Origin of the sequence: Lysinibacillus sp. NPDC059133 (assembly GCF_042755925.1) — a bacterium.
Taxonomy (GTDB): Bacteria; Bacillota; Bacilli; order Bacillales_A; family Planococcaceae; genus Lysinibacillus.
The window spans coordinates 90,722-106,440 of sequence record NZ_JBHZDH010000008.1; the positions used below are offsets into that span (position 1 = coordinate 90,722).

Annotated in this window: 18 protein-coding genes; 9 read left to right on the forward strand and 9 right to left on the reverse strand. The window is 34.5% G+C overall.

Annotated elements, in window-relative coordinates:
* The first annotated feature begins 427 nt into the window (after positions 1 to 427).
* Positions 428 to 625, forward strand: a complete 198-nt coding sequence (locus tag ACFXN8_RS06690) for a DUF6501 family protein (RefSeq protein ID WP_386843828.1) — start codon at positions 428 to 430, stop codon at positions 623 to 625.
* 169 nt (positions 626 to 794) lie between these two features.
* On the opposite strand, the gene ACFXN8_RS06695 is transcribed toward ACFXN8_RS06690, so the two are convergent.
* From ACFXN8_RS06695 to ACFXN8_RS06705, 3 genes are all read right to left on the reverse strand, one after another.
* On the reverse strand, positions 795 to 1,859 hold the full coding sequence (locus ACFXN8_RS06695; protein ID WP_386843830.1) for a toxic anion resistance protein: 1,065 nt from the start codon (positions 1,857 to 1,859) through the stop codon (positions 795 to 797).
* The gene (locus ACFXN8_RS06700; RefSeq protein ID WP_376074443.1) at positions 1,856 to 2,506 is read right to left on the reverse strand and encodes a 5-bromo-4-chloroindolyl phosphate hydrolysis family protein; all 651 of its coding nucleotides are present in this window, start codon (positions 2,504 to 2,506) and stop codon (positions 1,856 to 1,858) included. The genes ACFXN8_RS06695 and ACFXN8_RS06700 overlap by 4 nt, the downstream gene beginning before the upstream one ends.
* Positions 2,507 to 2,969: 463 nt before the next feature.
* Complete coding sequence (locus ACFXN8_RS06705; protein ID WP_386843832.1) at positions 2,970 to 3,317, reverse strand: DUF3139 domain-containing protein; 348 nt, start codon at positions 3,315 to 3,317, stop codon at positions 2,970 to 2,972.
* A 220-nt stretch (positions 3,318 to 3,537) separates the two neighbouring features.
* On the opposite strand from ACFXN8_RS06705, the gene ACFXN8_RS06710 reads away from it, so the two are divergent.
* Together ACFXN8_RS06710 and ACFXN8_RS06715 are read left to right on the forward strand one after the other, a co-directional pair.
* Positions 3,538 to 3,660 carry a hypothetical protein gene (locus ACFXN8_RS06710; protein ID WP_386843834.1) on the forward strand — a complete coding sequence of 41 codons (123 nt, stop codon included), beginning with the start codon at positions 3,538 to 3,540 and terminating at the stop codon, positions 3,658 to 3,660.
* 686 nt (positions 3,661 to 4,346) lie between these two features.
* Positions 4,347 to 4,598: a hypothetical protein gene (locus tag ACFXN8_RS06715; protein WP_386843836.1), complete on the forward strand. Its 252-nt coding sequence runs from the start codon at positions 4,347 to 4,349 to the stop codon at positions 4,596 to 4,598.
* 594 nt (positions 4,599 to 5,192) lie between these two features.
* On the opposite strand, the gene ACFXN8_RS06720 is transcribed toward ACFXN8_RS06715, so the two are convergent.
* Both ACFXN8_RS06720 and ACFXN8_RS06725 read right to left on the reverse strand, forming a co-directional pair.
* Positions 5,193 to 5,729 (reverse strand): methyltransferase family protein, encoded by a 537-nt coding sequence (locus ACFXN8_RS06720; RefSeq protein ID WP_376074439.1) that lies wholly within the window; start codon positions 5,727 to 5,729, stop codon positions 5,193 to 5,195.
* A gap of 535 nt (positions 5,730 to 6,264) precedes the next feature.
* Positions 6,265 to 6,381 carry a YjcZ family sporulation protein gene (locus tag ACFXN8_RS06725; RefSeq protein ID WP_376074438.1) on the reverse strand — a complete coding sequence of 39 codons (117 nt, stop codon included), beginning with the start codon at positions 6,379 to 6,381 and terminating at the stop codon, positions 6,265 to 6,267.
* A 142-nt stretch (positions 6,382 to 6,523) separates the two neighbouring features.
* Between ACFXN8_RS06725 and ACFXN8_RS06730 the strand changes: the two genes are divergently transcribed.
* The 3 genes from ACFXN8_RS06730 (at position 6,524) to ACFXN8_RS06740 (ending at position 8,563) form a co-directional block, all read left to right on the forward strand.
* Complete coding sequence (locus tag ACFXN8_RS06730; protein WP_386843839.1) at positions 6,524 to 6,820, forward strand: hypothetical protein; 297 nt, start codon at positions 6,524 to 6,526, stop codon at positions 6,818 to 6,820.
* Positions 6,821 to 7,096: 276 nt separating this feature from the next.
* Positions 7,097 to 7,783, forward strand: a complete 687-nt coding sequence (locus tag ACFXN8_RS06735) for an MBL fold metallo-hydrolase (RefSeq protein WP_386843841.1) — start codon at positions 7,097 to 7,099, stop codon at positions 7,781 to 7,783.
* 72 nt (positions 7,784 to 7,855) lie between these two features.
* Positions 7,856 to 8,563 carry a DNA alkylation repair protein gene (locus ACFXN8_RS06740; protein ID WP_376074436.1) on the forward strand — a complete coding sequence of 236 codons (708 nt, stop codon included), beginning with the start codon at positions 7,856 to 7,858 and terminating at the stop codon, positions 8,561 to 8,563.
* Between the two features lie 891 nt (positions 8,564 to 9,454).
* Here the strand turns inward: ACFXN8_RS06740 and ACFXN8_RS06745 are convergent.
* From ACFXN8_RS06745 to ACFXN8_RS06755, 3 genes are all read right to left on the reverse strand, one after another.
* Positions 9,455 to 10,168, reverse strand: coding sequence for a hypothetical protein (locus tag ACFXN8_RS06745; RefSeq protein WP_386843843.1), 714 nt, complete (start codon positions 10,166 to 10,168; stop codon positions 9,455 to 9,457).
* Positions 10,169 to 11,021: 853 nt separating this feature from the next.
* Entirely contained in the window at positions 11,022 to 11,303 is a 282-nt protein-coding gene (locus ACFXN8_RS06750) for an acylphosphatase (protein WP_386843845.1), read from the reverse strand.
* Positions 11,304 to 11,321: 18 nt separating this feature from the next.
* Positions 11,322 to 13,049, reverse strand: a complete 1,728-nt coding sequence (locus tag ACFXN8_RS06755) for a methyl-accepting chemotaxis protein (RefSeq protein ID WP_386843847.1) — start codon at positions 13,047 to 13,049, stop codon at positions 11,322 to 11,324.
* 128 nt (positions 13,050 to 13,177) lie between these two features.
* Here ACFXN8_RS06755 and ACFXN8_RS06760 point away from each other — a divergent pair, with 128 nt between their 5' ends.
* Both ACFXN8_RS06760 and ACFXN8_RS06765 read left to right on the forward strand, forming a co-directional pair.
* Positions 13,178 to 13,459, forward strand: coding sequence for a DUF1033 family protein (locus ACFXN8_RS06760; protein ID WP_386843849.1), 282 nt, complete (start codon positions 13,178 to 13,180; stop codon positions 13,457 to 13,459).
* Positions 13,460 to 13,683: 224 nt separating this feature from the next.
* Positions 13,684 to 13,884 (forward strand): cold-shock protein, encoded by a 201-nt coding sequence (locus ACFXN8_RS06765; protein WP_049665398.1) that lies wholly within the window; start codon positions 13,684 to 13,686, stop codon positions 13,882 to 13,884.
* A gap of 442 nt (positions 13,885 to 14,326) precedes the next feature.
* Here the strand turns inward: ACFXN8_RS06765 and ACFXN8_RS06770 are convergent, their stop codons facing one another.
* On the reverse strand, positions 14,327 to 14,692 hold the full coding sequence (locus ACFXN8_RS06770) for a winged helix-turn-helix transcriptional regulator (protein ID WP_386843851.1): 366 nt from the start codon (positions 14,690 to 14,692) through the stop codon (positions 14,327 to 14,329).
* Between the two features lie 143 nt (positions 14,693 to 14,835).
* Between ACFXN8_RS06770 and ACFXN8_RS06775 the strand changes: the two genes are divergently transcribed.
* Positions 14,836 to 15,711: an SDR family oxidoreductase gene (locus ACFXN8_RS06775; protein ID WP_386843853.1), complete on the forward strand. Its 876-nt coding sequence runs from the start codon at positions 14,836 to 14,838 to the stop codon at positions 15,709 to 15,711.
* Positions 15,712 to 15,719: the final 8 nt, after the last annotated feature.

Sequence of the window (15,719 nt, forward strand, 5' to 3'; positions counted from 1 at the left end):
GTCCAAATTAATGGGCTCACTTATTTTCTAGAATTCCATTCTGCGTATATAATAAAGCAAATTGCAAATGCAACGGCTAGTATAAAAAACCATTGCGGTACACTACCAAAACTCATGTTAACACCTCTAAGTAAAATTTTTATTAGTTATCTTCATTTATTAGGGGACTCCCAACTCTGCATGTAATGGGATGAGACCTACAGTGCATCTACTGAATGAAGATCATGCCTCCTGACGCATTGTTTATCTGTGCGAAAGCAAAGCGACAGCATCAATTACGCCAAGACGAAATTGATATAGTTAAAAAAATGGATAGTTACGGAGAAAATATCGTCTTCTATGGTTTTTTTCTCCACAAGAGTACAAAAATATTATAAAATAAGTTGTAGACATTAGCTTCGTGCTAGTAAAGAGAGGTAGAGAGATTATGTTACATTTAAAATGGAAAGATGCTGCAACTGTACGTACAGTTACTTGTAAGCATACAAATGCATCAAAATATTTAGTTTCAAACGTATTAACAGTAGGGAATCAATATGATGTAAAAAATGAAACAGAAGAATTCATTTTTATTATCGATAACACTGGTAATATTGGTGGCTACTATAAAGATTATTTCGAATAAGTAAATCAATTTCGCCTTGGTGTCATTGCGTCCGGATTGTGAATTGTGCACGCACAGTTCATTCCTGGGCATCCACCGAAGGCTTTATTTTCATTCAATAGGTTTGAATGAAAATAAAAGGGTGGTTCAGATGATTTCTGAGCCACCCTTGTTTGTTGGAAAAACGAAATCATTCCCTCTTGAAGGCCTTTATTTCAGTAACATCCTGTAGATGCTCTTTTTCCTGCTCGGAAGCCGTATGAAGGTCAAAGACATCTTGGATAGCTGATTTCAGCTCATGCTGTGTTTCTTTGAATTTTGATACTTGCTGTTCAAAAGAAGGGCTCGTAAAACGATCATGTGTACGAGATAATCTTTCTTCTAGCTGCGCGTAGCGATGATCCATATGCATAGATAACATCATAGCTAACTGATTTTTCCAAAGTGGTATAAGGGTAACGATTGAAAATTCTATTTTTTCCGCTAGTGTTTGATTGGACTGTTGGATCATGCGTATTTGTGGTGCAGTTTGTAAGGCAACCTGCTGAGAAACTTGTAAGTCATAAATACGTTGATCTAGACGTTCGATTTGAGCGGCAAAGTCATTAAGCTGTTGGATAGCTAGAGGCTGTTTCGCGGCCTGTACACTAGTCACCTTTTCAGGAAGTTCCACTTCAATGGCTTGATGCTTCTTCATTTGTCCTGCTGCAATAGCAGTCGCTAACTCTTCAAAGTATCCTCTATTATGTGCATACAGTCCTTCTAGCATTTCTACATCTTTAATCATTTGAAGTTGTGCACGTTCAAGCTGAACACCAATTCGTTCTACTTGGATACTAATACGTTCAAACTCCGTTAATGTTTGCTTAACAGTAGGCTCAATTTTACCAAACATTTTTTTAAAAAAGGACTGTTTTTTTGGTTCTAATGCGTTAGGGTCTACTCGGTCTAACGTATGCATTAATGAGTCTAGCATTTGGCCGATTTTTGTGACATCTTTCTGTTTTACTTGTGCAAGCATTCGATCGGCAAATTGAGAAAGTGATCGCTGTGAATCTTGCCCTAAAGACAGGACTGATTCGAAGTTTGTCAGGTCAAGCTGACTAGCAAATAGAAGTGCACGACTTTGTGCAAGAGGCGATAGCGTTTCATACGTCGCCATCGCCTCATTATTTGTAGTCTCTAAATAAGATTGCACAAGTGGGGAAATACCTTGTATTGTATTTAGTTGAAATGCGTGATCATTTGCCGTCACTTGTCATCGCCTCGCCACTCCAATTGTTCTTTTCGTCGTATATTTGAACGATTCGCAAATTCGATTTCCATTTGAAGATGGTCGATGTCGTTGGAAAGCGCATCCTTTAAATCAATTTGAATCGTATCATTCAAATCGGTAAGTGTTTCTCTTGTTTTTGATAATGTAATTTGGATTTCCTTATCCTTCACAGGCTGCCTTGATAACATCGTATATTTATCCGTTAATTCAACAGCGGATGGGAGATGTGCATAAAAAAACTGTTCAACATTATAAAATTTTCGTGGATCTGTTTTAACTATTTTCACGATATTTTTTGAAATACGTGTCATCTCGAGTAATTGTTTAAATGCAGAAACAGAGCGTACACGTAAGTAGTTTTGACTTAATGTTTGAATGTTTTTATTGGCTGCTGTAAGTTGTGTTTCAATATGTTTGTACTCTTCTTTTGTTATACCAGCTATTTGCATGAATTTCTTTTTCTGTCTATGTTTCAACAACGTCGTACTGGACGCATATGTTCCAGCAAACAATAAACTACCAAGTAAGTATCCTGGATTTGCCGCAAATGCTGCGATAGAAACAGTTGTGAGAGAAATTAAGAAGCTAGCGGTATGTCTAGAGAAAAACTGTCCGACACTGAGCATGTTTCTTCCTCCTAGCATTTAAATATGTCTATCTTCTTATACGAAATAATCGACATAAAGTTTCAACGAAAAAATAAACCTTACATAAATTTTACTGCTATTTGTAAAGTTTCTCAATGATATTACATTAGAACAAGAAAATCCTTTGCTTTATTAGGAAGAAAAGGGGAAAGACGAAATAGAAGTAGAACTAACTGTCCGACATTGCTGTTTGATCTAACCCAGTTGAGTGGTATTAGTCTATCAGGACCAATCATTTTCTTTATATCGTATTCAAAATGAATGTGATTCGCGATTATTTGCAGTGCTTTACACGATTTTTTTATTTTTTCTTATAATAGGTCAACTATTAGTATTGTTTTTTTATCTGTTGTTAATTCCTCACCAACGGCGTTATATAATAAAATAAATAAGCGTATTCGAGATTTTATTCTCAAAATACGCTTACATTTCGAGTAGAGAATCATGCCTGCTTTAAGTTTATACAAGGCTTAAAATGCTTTAATTGTTCTGTTGAAAGAGTTGTCCCATCTATTGTATGGTACTCAAATTGCCCTAAATGGTCTTTATCATGAGCTAAATAAAGATAGATGACATTTGGTTCATCTGAAAAAATAACGTTTACCCAATAACTTGGAAGACCTGCAAAATGCCATTTACATTCAATAGATTGGATAGCTTTCTTCGGATAAGACAAATCTTCAATCAAATAGTTTTCGATTCTTTTTTCATATAGTTGCTTTTTGATGTGTTCTATACAAAATGGTGCAAGCAACATAATGATTATCCCAACGATCAAAAATTTTTTCATTCGCCATAATAAGTTCTTCCTAATATTTTCCGATAGCTATTTTTTCGACAGTTAAGCTTCGAACACCTTGTTACGCTATTATTTCTGTAAGGGGATATAGAAGGTATTTTACTTTCGAATAATAAGTCCAGACTTGCGTGCGGGCTTTTCCTATTGGCTCTAAAAGGAATTTACCGATATTATCATTTGTGAAACAAGAAATATCAAAAAGTACCATTATATGTGGGAAGAAATACGAGATCATGCCGTATATACGGAAGGGCATATGAAAATTAAAGATGTGATTATGGGCATGGAAGAAGCCTATAAAAAGTTTGAAGCAGATTCATTAAATAGCAATTGAAAATTTTAAATGCAACAAAAGATAACTGACAATCATCCGAACTGCACCTTATTGTTAGACAATTGTGGTGCAGATTTTATATGGATAATTTTCTCCTGATGTGGTGATTTAATTGTCAGTATTTTTAAATTGCAATTGCACAAATATATGCTGTTCTCTTTAACGGTTTTATATAAAAATGATGATCCGTTTCCGCCACGTCCTGTGGCAATTTATCTGTGCAACAACAACAACAACAACACACGACTGAGTGACCAACATCATGCTGTTGCTGTCGCTTCGTTGCACTGCGCTTTCGCACAGAATGAAACCCTTTTGCTGATGCTACGCTTTCGCACAAAAAACATCTGTTGGCCCAAAGCCTCTGGCGGATGTCACGGAATCGGAAAGGGGTTCACAGAGGATGTTAGCCTAAAATCATCGCATCCATGCGATAACGGCTAACTGACCTGCACCGTGCAGGCCTAAGCCGATTCCGGACGCAATTATGCCGAGGCATAATTGATCTTCATTTGAATGAGATAAATATTGTTAAATAAGTTAAACAACATTATAATAGTGTTAATCAAATCTAATGTTAATTAAATCCAATTCTTAATATGTTATGTCCAAAGTTTTTTTCAATATCTCATATAACAAAGATTGCGCCATAATGATGACTTTATAGAAGAAAGGGAGTCTGCCATATGCTAAAAAACACAAACAAGAAGGTTGAGATATTGGAAACTAAATTTATTTTAGAGAAGTACAAGGAAAATATAGAATTAATTCAAAAATCATTAAACCAACTTGAGTTGGAAGTTAGTAATTTACAAAGTGAAGGATTGATTGAATTAGAAAAGTTGACGAACGAATTAAGTATGTTGCAGATGCTTTCAACGAGTATTGAATTTAAAACTAATCTAATCTGTAATAATAATAAAACCATAAGACATTAATGACTGAATAAAATATTGATATAAAGTTTAAAGTCACATTCAATTTAGTATGGGTTTTTATTATGGTTCACACGTTCGAATGTTACATATTCTGAGGGAGATAGATTCAAGAGTGTGCGTTAAAACGTAAATCAGAAGTTCAAAGTGTTTTCTTATTTTAGGAATACCTATAAAGCTTGATACACCTAAATATTATTAGCCTTCAAAAGTAAAGAAGCCAGACTATACAACGACTTATACTTGTTATACTAGTAACAAATGCTTCTAACAGGAATGAGCATTGGACTGTCTAATCCCATGAGGGGAGATATTCTAAAATCCATAATTAACTCACGATGAGTAACGAGTTCTGTTTTGATGTGCTAAATAAGGGTTTGTGTTATATTTCCATCTCTAAAAGGACTAATGATTGAATATCTATTTAAGTGTCTATAACAGGAGTGAAAATAAGTGAAATTTATTAAACTGAAAAACAGAAACGCGAAAATTGTGGATTGGAAAATTCGTAGAAAACACAGAATATAATCAGATATTATGCAGAATACACCGAATACACAGAAAAAGAACTTGTAGATGAATTTTCTCCTATAATCTCTAGTATAGAAACGGAATAATTCGCCAAGTCTTGGACTGATATTGTTTATATTGTTCACCAAACAGTGTAACAAGAATTCTCTCTTCAATTTTTATACGATACGAATACGCAAGGAAAAATAAAATGATATTTATGATAATGGCAATGAACGAAGATAAAGATATAGCAAATCCTAAAAAGGTCAAAAAAGACCCTAAATAACCAGGATGGCGAATATATTTATATAGACCGTTTTGAATTAACTTATGTTCCCCCTGCATTCCGACATTCCTACTGTAAAATCTCCCTAATATTTTCATTGAATAAAATCTTATCCATACTCCAATTAGCCCGACAATAACACCAAAAAACAGCAATGAATTAATCGTATTTATTGTAAAGAAATACGTAATCTCTGGAATGGTTAACATCAAGGCTAAAACTACACCGATAAAAAAACTAGAACCACGATTTTGTTTTTCTTCTTTAACAGGTGAACTTCTATAAAATTCTAATAATAGGTACAGAAAAATAGGTAAATATGCTATGAAAAACATAATTCTTTTTCCTTTCAATAAAGGTATCTTATGATTAACTCATTTGTTTTTTTCAATTAGGTCACGCAATTTGGAGATCCCTTCAGAAATAACTAATTGCTCTTCCTTGTTCGATGCCTATATTTTTGCAAGTAATGGCACATAATGCTCAATTCTTTCACGGTTAAACCGTTGCAATCCAATAGTGCATCAGGCTCAAAATTAACTGAGGACCAGTTAATTGACCTTTAGCTATTTCTTTATCTATATCTTGTTGTAAAGCTCACGAATTGCTTGCAAATTTTTAATGAAGTTACCCCAATCAATTTCATTTCCCAATATAATTCACCTCTTATTTTGCACGTCAAAACAGAACCCGTTACACGACGAGTAGTGGCTTTTTATTATGCATGTAATTGAATCATTAAAAGGGTCACCGAAGGGTAGTAACCCATAGAAAAGAAATAAAGATGTATTATTTTGAAAAATGCATTAGAGGTTTGAAGTATTAATTGCAATGTTATGGATTAAATATCTATGATTTATGTTAGAAATGTTAATACGAATTAAACAGGAAAGCAGCACCGATAATAATTAGAAGAATGAATAGAACAACAAGTAGCGCAAATGCAGAACCGTAGCCAGTACCACGATTACCACAATATTGAGACATAATAATTCCCTCCCTTCTGTAATTTATAATATGTATAGTTTTCGATAGGGGTTGAGATATCTATCATAGGTTGTCTTAGAAAATGATCTAATCATAAACATATAGTATTAAGACTAAGGTAAGGTGCTTAAAGCGAATACCTGTGGAAGGAGAGGAAATACCCGCGGAAGCAGGAAGAATACCCGGGGAAACAGAGGAAATACCCGCGAAGCAAAGCAATACCCGCGGAAGGAGGACGAATACCCGCGGAAGCGAAGCAAATACCCGCGGAAGCAAGGCAAATACCCGCGAAACAAAGCAATACCCGCGGAAGCAAAGCGAATACTCGCGAAAGCAAGGCAAATACCCGCGAAGCAAAGTGAATACTCGTGAAAGCAAGGCAAATACCCGCATGGATAAAAAAGACAATGGGCGAGGTTGCTTTCCGAATACATTGTAAGTAGATAAATAGCAATTACTAAGCATTTATTATTTGCTGAATATGGCATGTTGCTTATACTATTCTCTTTAAGAGGGATATATTTTTGTTCAGTAATTAGGCCATATTGGCAGGAACTCTCGGGCATGTAGTAGAAGTTAATATTATTCAATGAATTTGTAGGTTTTTGTGATAATGGAAGTATATGTGCAAAATTAGCTTTATTTTTTCAACTTCGTGTGTAACCTAACCCAACTTTAATAAATTAAAAAATTTAGTATGAAGGAGACCAAAGTTATGGAAATATCGAAGGGGGTAGAAATGCTCCATCTTGAATTTCATGGCCATATTATTCATCCAACTCTTTTATGGGATCAAGAAATGGCTGTTATAATAGATACTGGGTTCCCTGGACAAATGGAAGATATACACGAGGCAATGGAAAAGGTAGGAGTGTCGTTCGACAAACTAAAAGTTATCATTTTGACACATCAAGATAGAGATCATATAGGAAGTCTTCCTGAAATATTACAGAATTTTGGGAATACTATTAAAGTATATGCTCACGATTTGGATAAGCCTTATATTCAAGGGGATTTAACTCTGTTGAAAGATGGGCAACTAAAGAATCTACCAAAGGGCAAGGTGGATGATATCTTGAAAGATGGTCAAGAATTACCATATTGTGGTAGGATTCGGATTATCCATACTCCAGGGCATACTCCTGGCCATATCAGCTTGTATTTGAAACAAAGTAAAACTCTGATTGCTGGAGATTCGATGTACAGTGTAAACGGAATAATTGAGGGAATTCATGAACCGACAGCACTGGATATAAAAGAAGCTCATCACTCTTTGAAGAAATACCTAGACCTCGACATTGAATCTGTGATTTGTTATCAGGGAGGATTAAGTATGGAAAATATTAATGAGCAGATTCAAAAAGTAATTTCTGAATTTAAAAAGGCTACTATGTATACTTGAGAAGTATGGAAGACTTGATAAAGAATAGAAACAAGTTGGTACTAATTAAAATAAGAAAGGAAGTACAACACTTTGGATTTTGAAACAGTTATGCAGGAGCTTGAATCCCTCGGTAAGGAACGAACTAAAAAAATGTATATATCCAATGGAGCACATGAGCCTCTTTTTGGTGTTGCTACAGGTGCTATGAAACCTATTGCAAAGAAAATAAAAAAAAATCAACGTTTAGCTGAAGAGCTTTATGCTACGGGTAACTATGATGCAATGTATTTTGCAGGCATTATTGCAGACCCAAAAGCTATGACTGAGTCGGATTTTGATCGTTGGATGGATGAAGCGTATTTTTATATGCTATCTGACTATGTAGTGGCAGTAACATTATCAGAATCAGGTATTGCCCAAGATGTTGCTGATAACTGGATTGCAAGCGGTGACGAGCTGAGAATGTCAGCGGGTTGGAGTTGCTACTGCTGGCTTTTAGGGAGTCGCAAAGACAATGAATTTTCCGAAAGCAAGATTTCCAATATGCTTGATATTGTGAAAAATTCTATTCATGATTCGCCAGAAAGAACAAAATCTGCTATGAATAATTTTCTATCCACAGTGGGGATTTCGTATTTGCCACTACATGAAAAGGCTATCGAGACCGCAAAGGAAACAGGTATAGTAGAACTCAAAAGGGACAAGAAAAAATCAAGTTTTTTAAATGCTTACGAAAGTATTAAAAAAGAAATGGATAGAGGGAGAATCGGTTTCAAGCGTAAGTATGTTAGGTGTTAAATTTAACTTTGAATCGGTGTGTTGATCCAAACGAATAATATCCTAAGTCGCATCTAACAAGGTGTGGCTTTTAATTTTGCCTGCAAAGTCAAATGAATGTATCGAATTAACTTTGCTTATTGAACTAAGAATTATGAAGGACAAAACGCATAGAGAGCAAAGTTGGAATTTATAGTAACGCCTACTTTAATAATATGTGGTCGAAATGATTGTACAGTGTCCAGTAATATATTCTATTGAAATGAATGATAAAATACCAAACTCAAAATTAGTTATTTTGAGAGAAGTAACCATTATCCGTTCTTGGAAGAATCAAAGCAATTTATTGAAGAATATAAATAAAGGGAAAACTTTCTTTATTTAGCTAACTGGGTGCTTTGGTTTAATAATATTTAATATGAGCACTTCATGATGGGTGGTCTAATTTTTTTATAAATATGGCACATTACGAAATAATACAGGCTATTAATCAATGCAGAAGTGTCTTACATTCGCCAACAATTGCATACAGTGTTTAGAAGCATTTATTGAAAGGAAGTGGAGGTAAATGAAAGTAACGGTTAAAGAATGGCGTATAATGTCTGATCACAACAAACAATTACTTTTAAATGCGGTAGCAACTAAATAAAACATAGATGCAAGAGTGATTCAACATGAATACGATCATTTATATGACGTGTTCATTTCCCAGATTGGAAAATGTATTGAGCAAAAAATCGTCCAATAAAACGAAGAAAGGTAAAAAGAAAGAGGCAGGGACAAAAGTATTTTAGCTAAAGTAAAACCCGAACAAATTTGCAAGACACTCATACGGTGTTTTGCCATTGTTCGGGTTTTCTAAATATAGTGCTTAATTAATTTGAAAGTAATTCGGCTTTCGCAAAGAGCTAATTAGTTATGTTCCAGCCTCGTTTGTCTATTGCTTATGAAAAGAGGAATTACACATAACGATCCAATGAGAACGAACAGAATTAAGGTGTTGATTGGATTATCTTTTACAATGGTATCTTCTTGGTGTTTTTTTTCAAATTCTTTTACCTCTTCTGTTGAATTTACTTTATTATTTGGAACAAATTCATTTTTATTTACATCATAGTAATAGAATCCGTGTTTGTTAAAGGTGAAAAAGTCATCTTTAATCGTTTTATATGAACTTGAAATCATCGCTAAGTTCACTTTTTCCGTATCAATCACTTTTTTTTCATAGTTTTTACTTTCTTCTTTAAACAATTCTTTTTCTTTTTTTAATAAGTTAGCTGCTTCACTTTTTACTTTTTCTACATCTTGCAGCGTTATTGCTTTTTTCAATCCCTCTTCAATAAAGGCTATTTGTTCCATTTTCATTTTTTCTTCAAATTCTTTTGTTTTTTTCTCTAATAATGATTTATCTTCTCTTTCTGCTTTAATTAGCACCGTTTTTGTTTCTTGTGCTAATATTTTAGCGGAGTCGTTTTTGTAAGAATGAACTTCTTTATTGTTTTTATTATTTACTGCATCCAGGTGCTCTTCTGTAACGATTTTTGTTGCCATGCTGGCAGATGAAAAAACGATACTCATTATACATATTGACAGTCCGATCACACTTAGTTTTTGTAAAAATCTCATTTAAATCACTCCATTTTGTCTATTATTATCCATATAATCCGTTTTTGCAGTTTCTCTTTTTTATTCAAATTTTTTCTATTTTATGAGCAATCAAGGAAACATATGAATAATCATAAGAAATATAATAAGGAGGTTAATACGAAAGAATATTTCTTAACAAAAGAATAACTAAAGCGATTAGAAGATGACGATTTCTAATACATTAAGACAAAAAAATTTGGCCTGAGAACAGTGGAATGGCGTATGCATTCACTCCAACTTTTAAATTTTATCGACAAACTTTCACGTTTTATCGCCCAACTTTTAAATTTTATCAACAAACTTTCACGTTTTATCACCCAACTTTTAATTTTTATCGACATCCACCACCTACCATACAAATGCGTCACTGTTATATCTGTTCAATTATTTCAAGATGCATTACGCTTGATCGTGCATTCTTTCCGTTATCCAAAGATATATTATTGATCAAAACATCCAAATTGGTTATATGATTTAGGTAAAAAGAAAGTAAGAGGAATCACCCTTCAGATGAAGCATTAAAAAATATGCTTGGTTTCTTATTAAAAACTAGTGTTCCACGGCTAATAGCTAGAAGAGAAGAAGAACTAAAAGAAATATTAGAAAGAGAGCAATAATATAGCATCTAAAATTATTTGCACTTGTTACGGTAGGTGTTTTTTCTGGAAGGAAAAAAAAAGGACTGGGGTATTATTCCCAATCCTCATTAATAAAATATTAACTTGCACCCAGCAACGTCATTTTATAAAAAACGTATTCATTCATTATCCATAATAACAAAAGACCTTGAAATACATAGCTATAATGACACTACAAAAAAGGAGGAGCCAGACTAAACAATGTCTGACTCCATGCGTGCATAACCTTTTAAATCATCAAAAAGCTCTAATGCAAATGAATTGGAATCTGCTTGAGGGCTAACACCCTTTTGCACAAATACTAAGAATTCATCTATAGCTTTTTTTGATCCTTCTACTTCAACCTCAATTTGTTCCTGACCATTAAGTTTACAGTAACCTTTTAATCCTAGCTCAATCGCTTTTTGTTTAATGAAAAAACGGTAGCCAGTCCCATAAACATCTCCGAAAAATTTAATTAGCGCTCGCTTATTCAAGCTTACACCTCCTAGTGCTTAGTGCATAACACGTTCTTTTTCTAAATAGGCAATTAAATTATTGATATAATAGAGAACCTGCTTAGAAGCTTGATCTACTTCTTGTAAATGAACTTCAGCCTGTTGAATATTCCCAACCTTATAAGTCTCAGCTGCTAACTTCGCCGATTCATGAACACGTAAATGATAGGCGTCTAATTCACGATACTCCTGCAAGTGTCCGAAACGTTCTACTGTGCGAGCAGATGTATACCATTTACCGAGACGACAATCCGTATGCGAAGAAACATCACTTGGTTGGACGCTTTCAAGACCGAGGAACATATTATAAATGCGCCATTTCCATAAAATATGGTCGGCTTTTGATAATTGTAAAAGTGCTATAGACGATAACTGAACATTATTATTCGCAATAATGTCATTTCGGAATCGATTAATTTCTTTCCCTAATGCGTGAATATCTCTAGATGTGTTATGGCTATAATCGCGAATATCATCTTGAAGACTAGAAATTTCAATCATTCTTGCTGATACTTCATCAATAGCAGCTGCCTGCTCCTCTGATATCGCCGCTGTATTTGTAACATCCAGATTAATACCTTCAATGGCACTAACAATTGCATTTAATAATGGTAAAGACTCTTTAGCTTCCACTGTTGCATCTTTTATAATCTCTGTCGTTTCCGTAATTGAGACTGACACATCATTTGAATAGCTCTTTAAATGATGTACATTTGTAGATACTTCACTAAGCGCTGATACTGTGCCCTCAGCAAGCTTTCGAACTTCCTGTGCAACTACGGCGAAACCTTTACCATGTTCACCTGCTCGTGCAGCCTCAATAGAAGCGTTCAAAGCAAGTAAATTCGTCTGATCGGCAATTTGGTTTATTAACGTTACAACATTTTCGATATCATTTACGCGCTTTTGTAATTCTGAAAAGGACTCAACAATCGTTGAAAATGTCTCTTCAGTTTTAAAGATTTCGGAAAGGGCGTGCTCAATGGCATTTTTTCCTTGTACAGCGTGATCAACAGATTCAGTTGTTTTTTCTGAAATACGGGAAGACATTCGAGCAACTTCATTAATAGAAGCGGCAATTTCTTCAGTTGCTGCGGTAGAGGATTGGATTTCTTCATTTTGCTTATCTAAGCTAAATACTAGATCTTTCATATACATGATTTTTGCGTTGACATCCATTAAAGAGGAAATTTCAGCGACTACATTTTCAATCGTACGTTCAGTTAATACTTCAACGAGTAATTCCTGATCAACATTGACTGCAGATTGGAAAGATTTCATATATTCAAAAGCCTTATTAGGTTTTAAACCAAAATTATGTAATATGTATGTTGTAATATAAAATGCGAATTGATTAAAGATGACGATTAACTTACCAGGCTCATATTGATTCTTTCTGAATAAATTGAAAAATTTAACGGTTTCATCCACATATTCATCATCACGAGTAGCTAAGAAAAACTGAGTTAAGTATCGATTAATATAGTCTTCACTAATCGTTAGCTGAGAGGAGAGAGAGATCTCACTTAAATAGCTATTAAAAATAGCGTTCATTGAAGGCGTGATATCTTTTAATTTATAGAAGAGAGTTTTTAAATTCTCTTCATCTTGAGAATTGAAATGGTTAAATGCAAGTGTTTTATGAAAACGTCCTGTTGCATTTAAATTTGTACCACGCTTTAATAGTTCGTCGAGTTCGGCCTTAGGTCGAATACTTGAAAACATAAAAAAAATACCTCCCAAAAATAATGAATAATAAGGTAATAATAGCATATTACAGAGTGTTTTAATAGACATTTCAAATGTGTTTGCTAAAATGAAAATATCTTATTACAGCAGGGAATGTGGCAAATATGTATACAATCATTTACATGAAAGCTGATTATGAGCCTTGGTGGAAGTTTGAAGGCTGGGAGGCTTTTATTCAAACAAATGAAACCTTTGAAACGGAGGAGCAATTTGAGTCAGCGTTGCAAAGAAAACTGCAGCACTTCCGATTAACATATGACAATGAGGTAACGAAAGAAGGGGGATTTTGGGCCTTCTGGTCAGACGATGAAAGTGTTTTTTGCGAAGCCTGTGATGATGATGTACAAATTTATCACGGTATTATCGCTTTGAAATCTGAGTCATAGAAATAAAATTTTGACATTTTAAAAAAAACATTTTTCTTTATTTGACAAAATTATGAATGATGGTTATACTTAAGTTAACAATTTAATTGCTTCACCGGAAACATGAATTCACATATTACAAAAAGTGATCGCGTTAGTTCGGTACTCTTTGTAATATGTGAATTTTTTCATACGCTGAAGAAATTACATATTGTTCACTTTTATTTTTTTGGAGGTTTTCTTAAATGAAACAAGGTACAGTAAAATGGTTTAACTCAGAAAAAGGTTTTGGATTCATCGAAGTAGAAGGCGAAAACGACGTATTCGTACACTTCTCAGCTATCGGTGGCGAAGGTTTCAAAACTCTTGACGAAGGTCAAAAAGTGGAATTCGAAGTTGTAGATGGCAACCGCGGACCACAAGCTGCTAACGTAACTAAACTTTAATTCTCAGTAATTAAAAATACTTTCGTTAAACTTAAGGCATCCTATTGATATAGGATGTCTTTTTTTGCATTCAAATAGATTTAGGCGATGAAGGACAAACGATTTTACGTATAATTTTATTATGTAAACTTAAAAATCGTTCCAAGTCATTGTTGTTTTCGGTCCATTTAATTGAATAAGGGGCACAATTGAGAGAAAAGAGGAGGGGCTGAAATATATTTTAGTAAAAAAGACCAAGATCGTGTGCCCTGCGAGAAGCAAGAGCACGAAATATCCAACAGGGAGCGTTGGCGAAACTGTGTTTTGAGACAAAGCGTAAGACGCAGTGTCAGGAGCACAGCGACGTGATTCGTGCCTTGCACACGAAAAGCGAAGTTGATTTTTCAATTACAATTATTTTAGAATTCTTCAGACAAGCCCTTTTTCAATAATTTAGTATAGATTAATTTTGTTCCTTTTGTTTTTTCTCCATAAATTTTTTACCCCATTCTCCCATAGTGTTCAATACGGGTATAAAGCTTTTCCCTTGTGTTGTTAGCGAGTATTCCACTTTAGGAGGAACTTGTTTATACACTTCTCTATGAACCATTCCGTCCTCTTCCAACTCTCTCAGTTGTCTTGTCAATATTCCTTTTGAAATGCCTGGTAACAACCTTTGAAGTTCGTTAAATCTTCTTGTTCGTCGACTTATATACCATAAAATAACAATTCCCCATCTTCCAGCGATAACATTTTGAGTAAGTGTCAAAGAGCATACTTCTTCTTGTTCTTCGCTAGGTGGTTCTCCTTGAAAATTAAATCGAGCCATTGATTGTATGATTCCTCTCTTATAAGGTATCTTTTTTGCGACTATGTCATAAAAAAATGCCTACTTTTATTATTGTGACTGTGGATATAGTATATAACTAGATTTCATTTTTCAAAATGAAAATTTAATTGGAGGTAAAAAATATGAAAATATTAGTTACAGGTGCAACGGGAAAATTAGGGTCAAAGGTTGTAGAAGCATTATTAAAAGCTATACCGGCAAGTGAGTTGGCCGTTAGCGTTCGAAATCCGGAGAAAGCAGAAAGATTTCGAGCTCTCGGAGTAGAAATTCGACACGGAAATTTTGATCAACCAGAAACATTAGATGTTGCCTTTTCAGGAATTGATCGAGTTTTAATTATATCTACGTTTGGGGATTACGAAACAATAATGAGACAGCATACGAATGCCGTAGCCGCTGCTGAACGTGCTCAAGTGAAATTTATTGCTTATACTAGTGTAACAAATGCAAGTGAAAGCAAATTTTTCCTCGCTTCATCTCATAGAGCCAGAGAAGAAGCTATTTTGAAAACAGGTATTCCTTACTCATTTTTACGAAACAATTGGTATTTTGAAAATGAAATTGGTAGCATCCAGGGCGCGATGGTAGGGGCACCTTGGATTACATCAGCAGGAAAAGGAAAAGTTGGCTGGGTACTTCGACAAGATTTAGCGGAGGCGGCAACAAATGTATTGATTGGGCAAGGACACGAGAATACAATTTATGAGCTTTCTGGAAAGCTAATGACGCAAGAGGAATTAGTAGCTGCTCTTGGAGATGCATTAGCGAGAGAAGTTCATATACAACAAGTCGATGATGCTACTTATGCCGACATTATGAAAGGCGCAGGAGTACCAGAAGCACATCTTCCTATGCTAGTAAACATACAAAAAGCTATTCGAGATGGTGGTTTAGAAATTGAAAGTAACGATTTAGAGAAATTACTCGGTCGCCCTGCTACATCGATAAACGAAGCTCTTAGTCATATTATTAGTGAAATCTCTCAAACAGGAAATTAAAATTAATC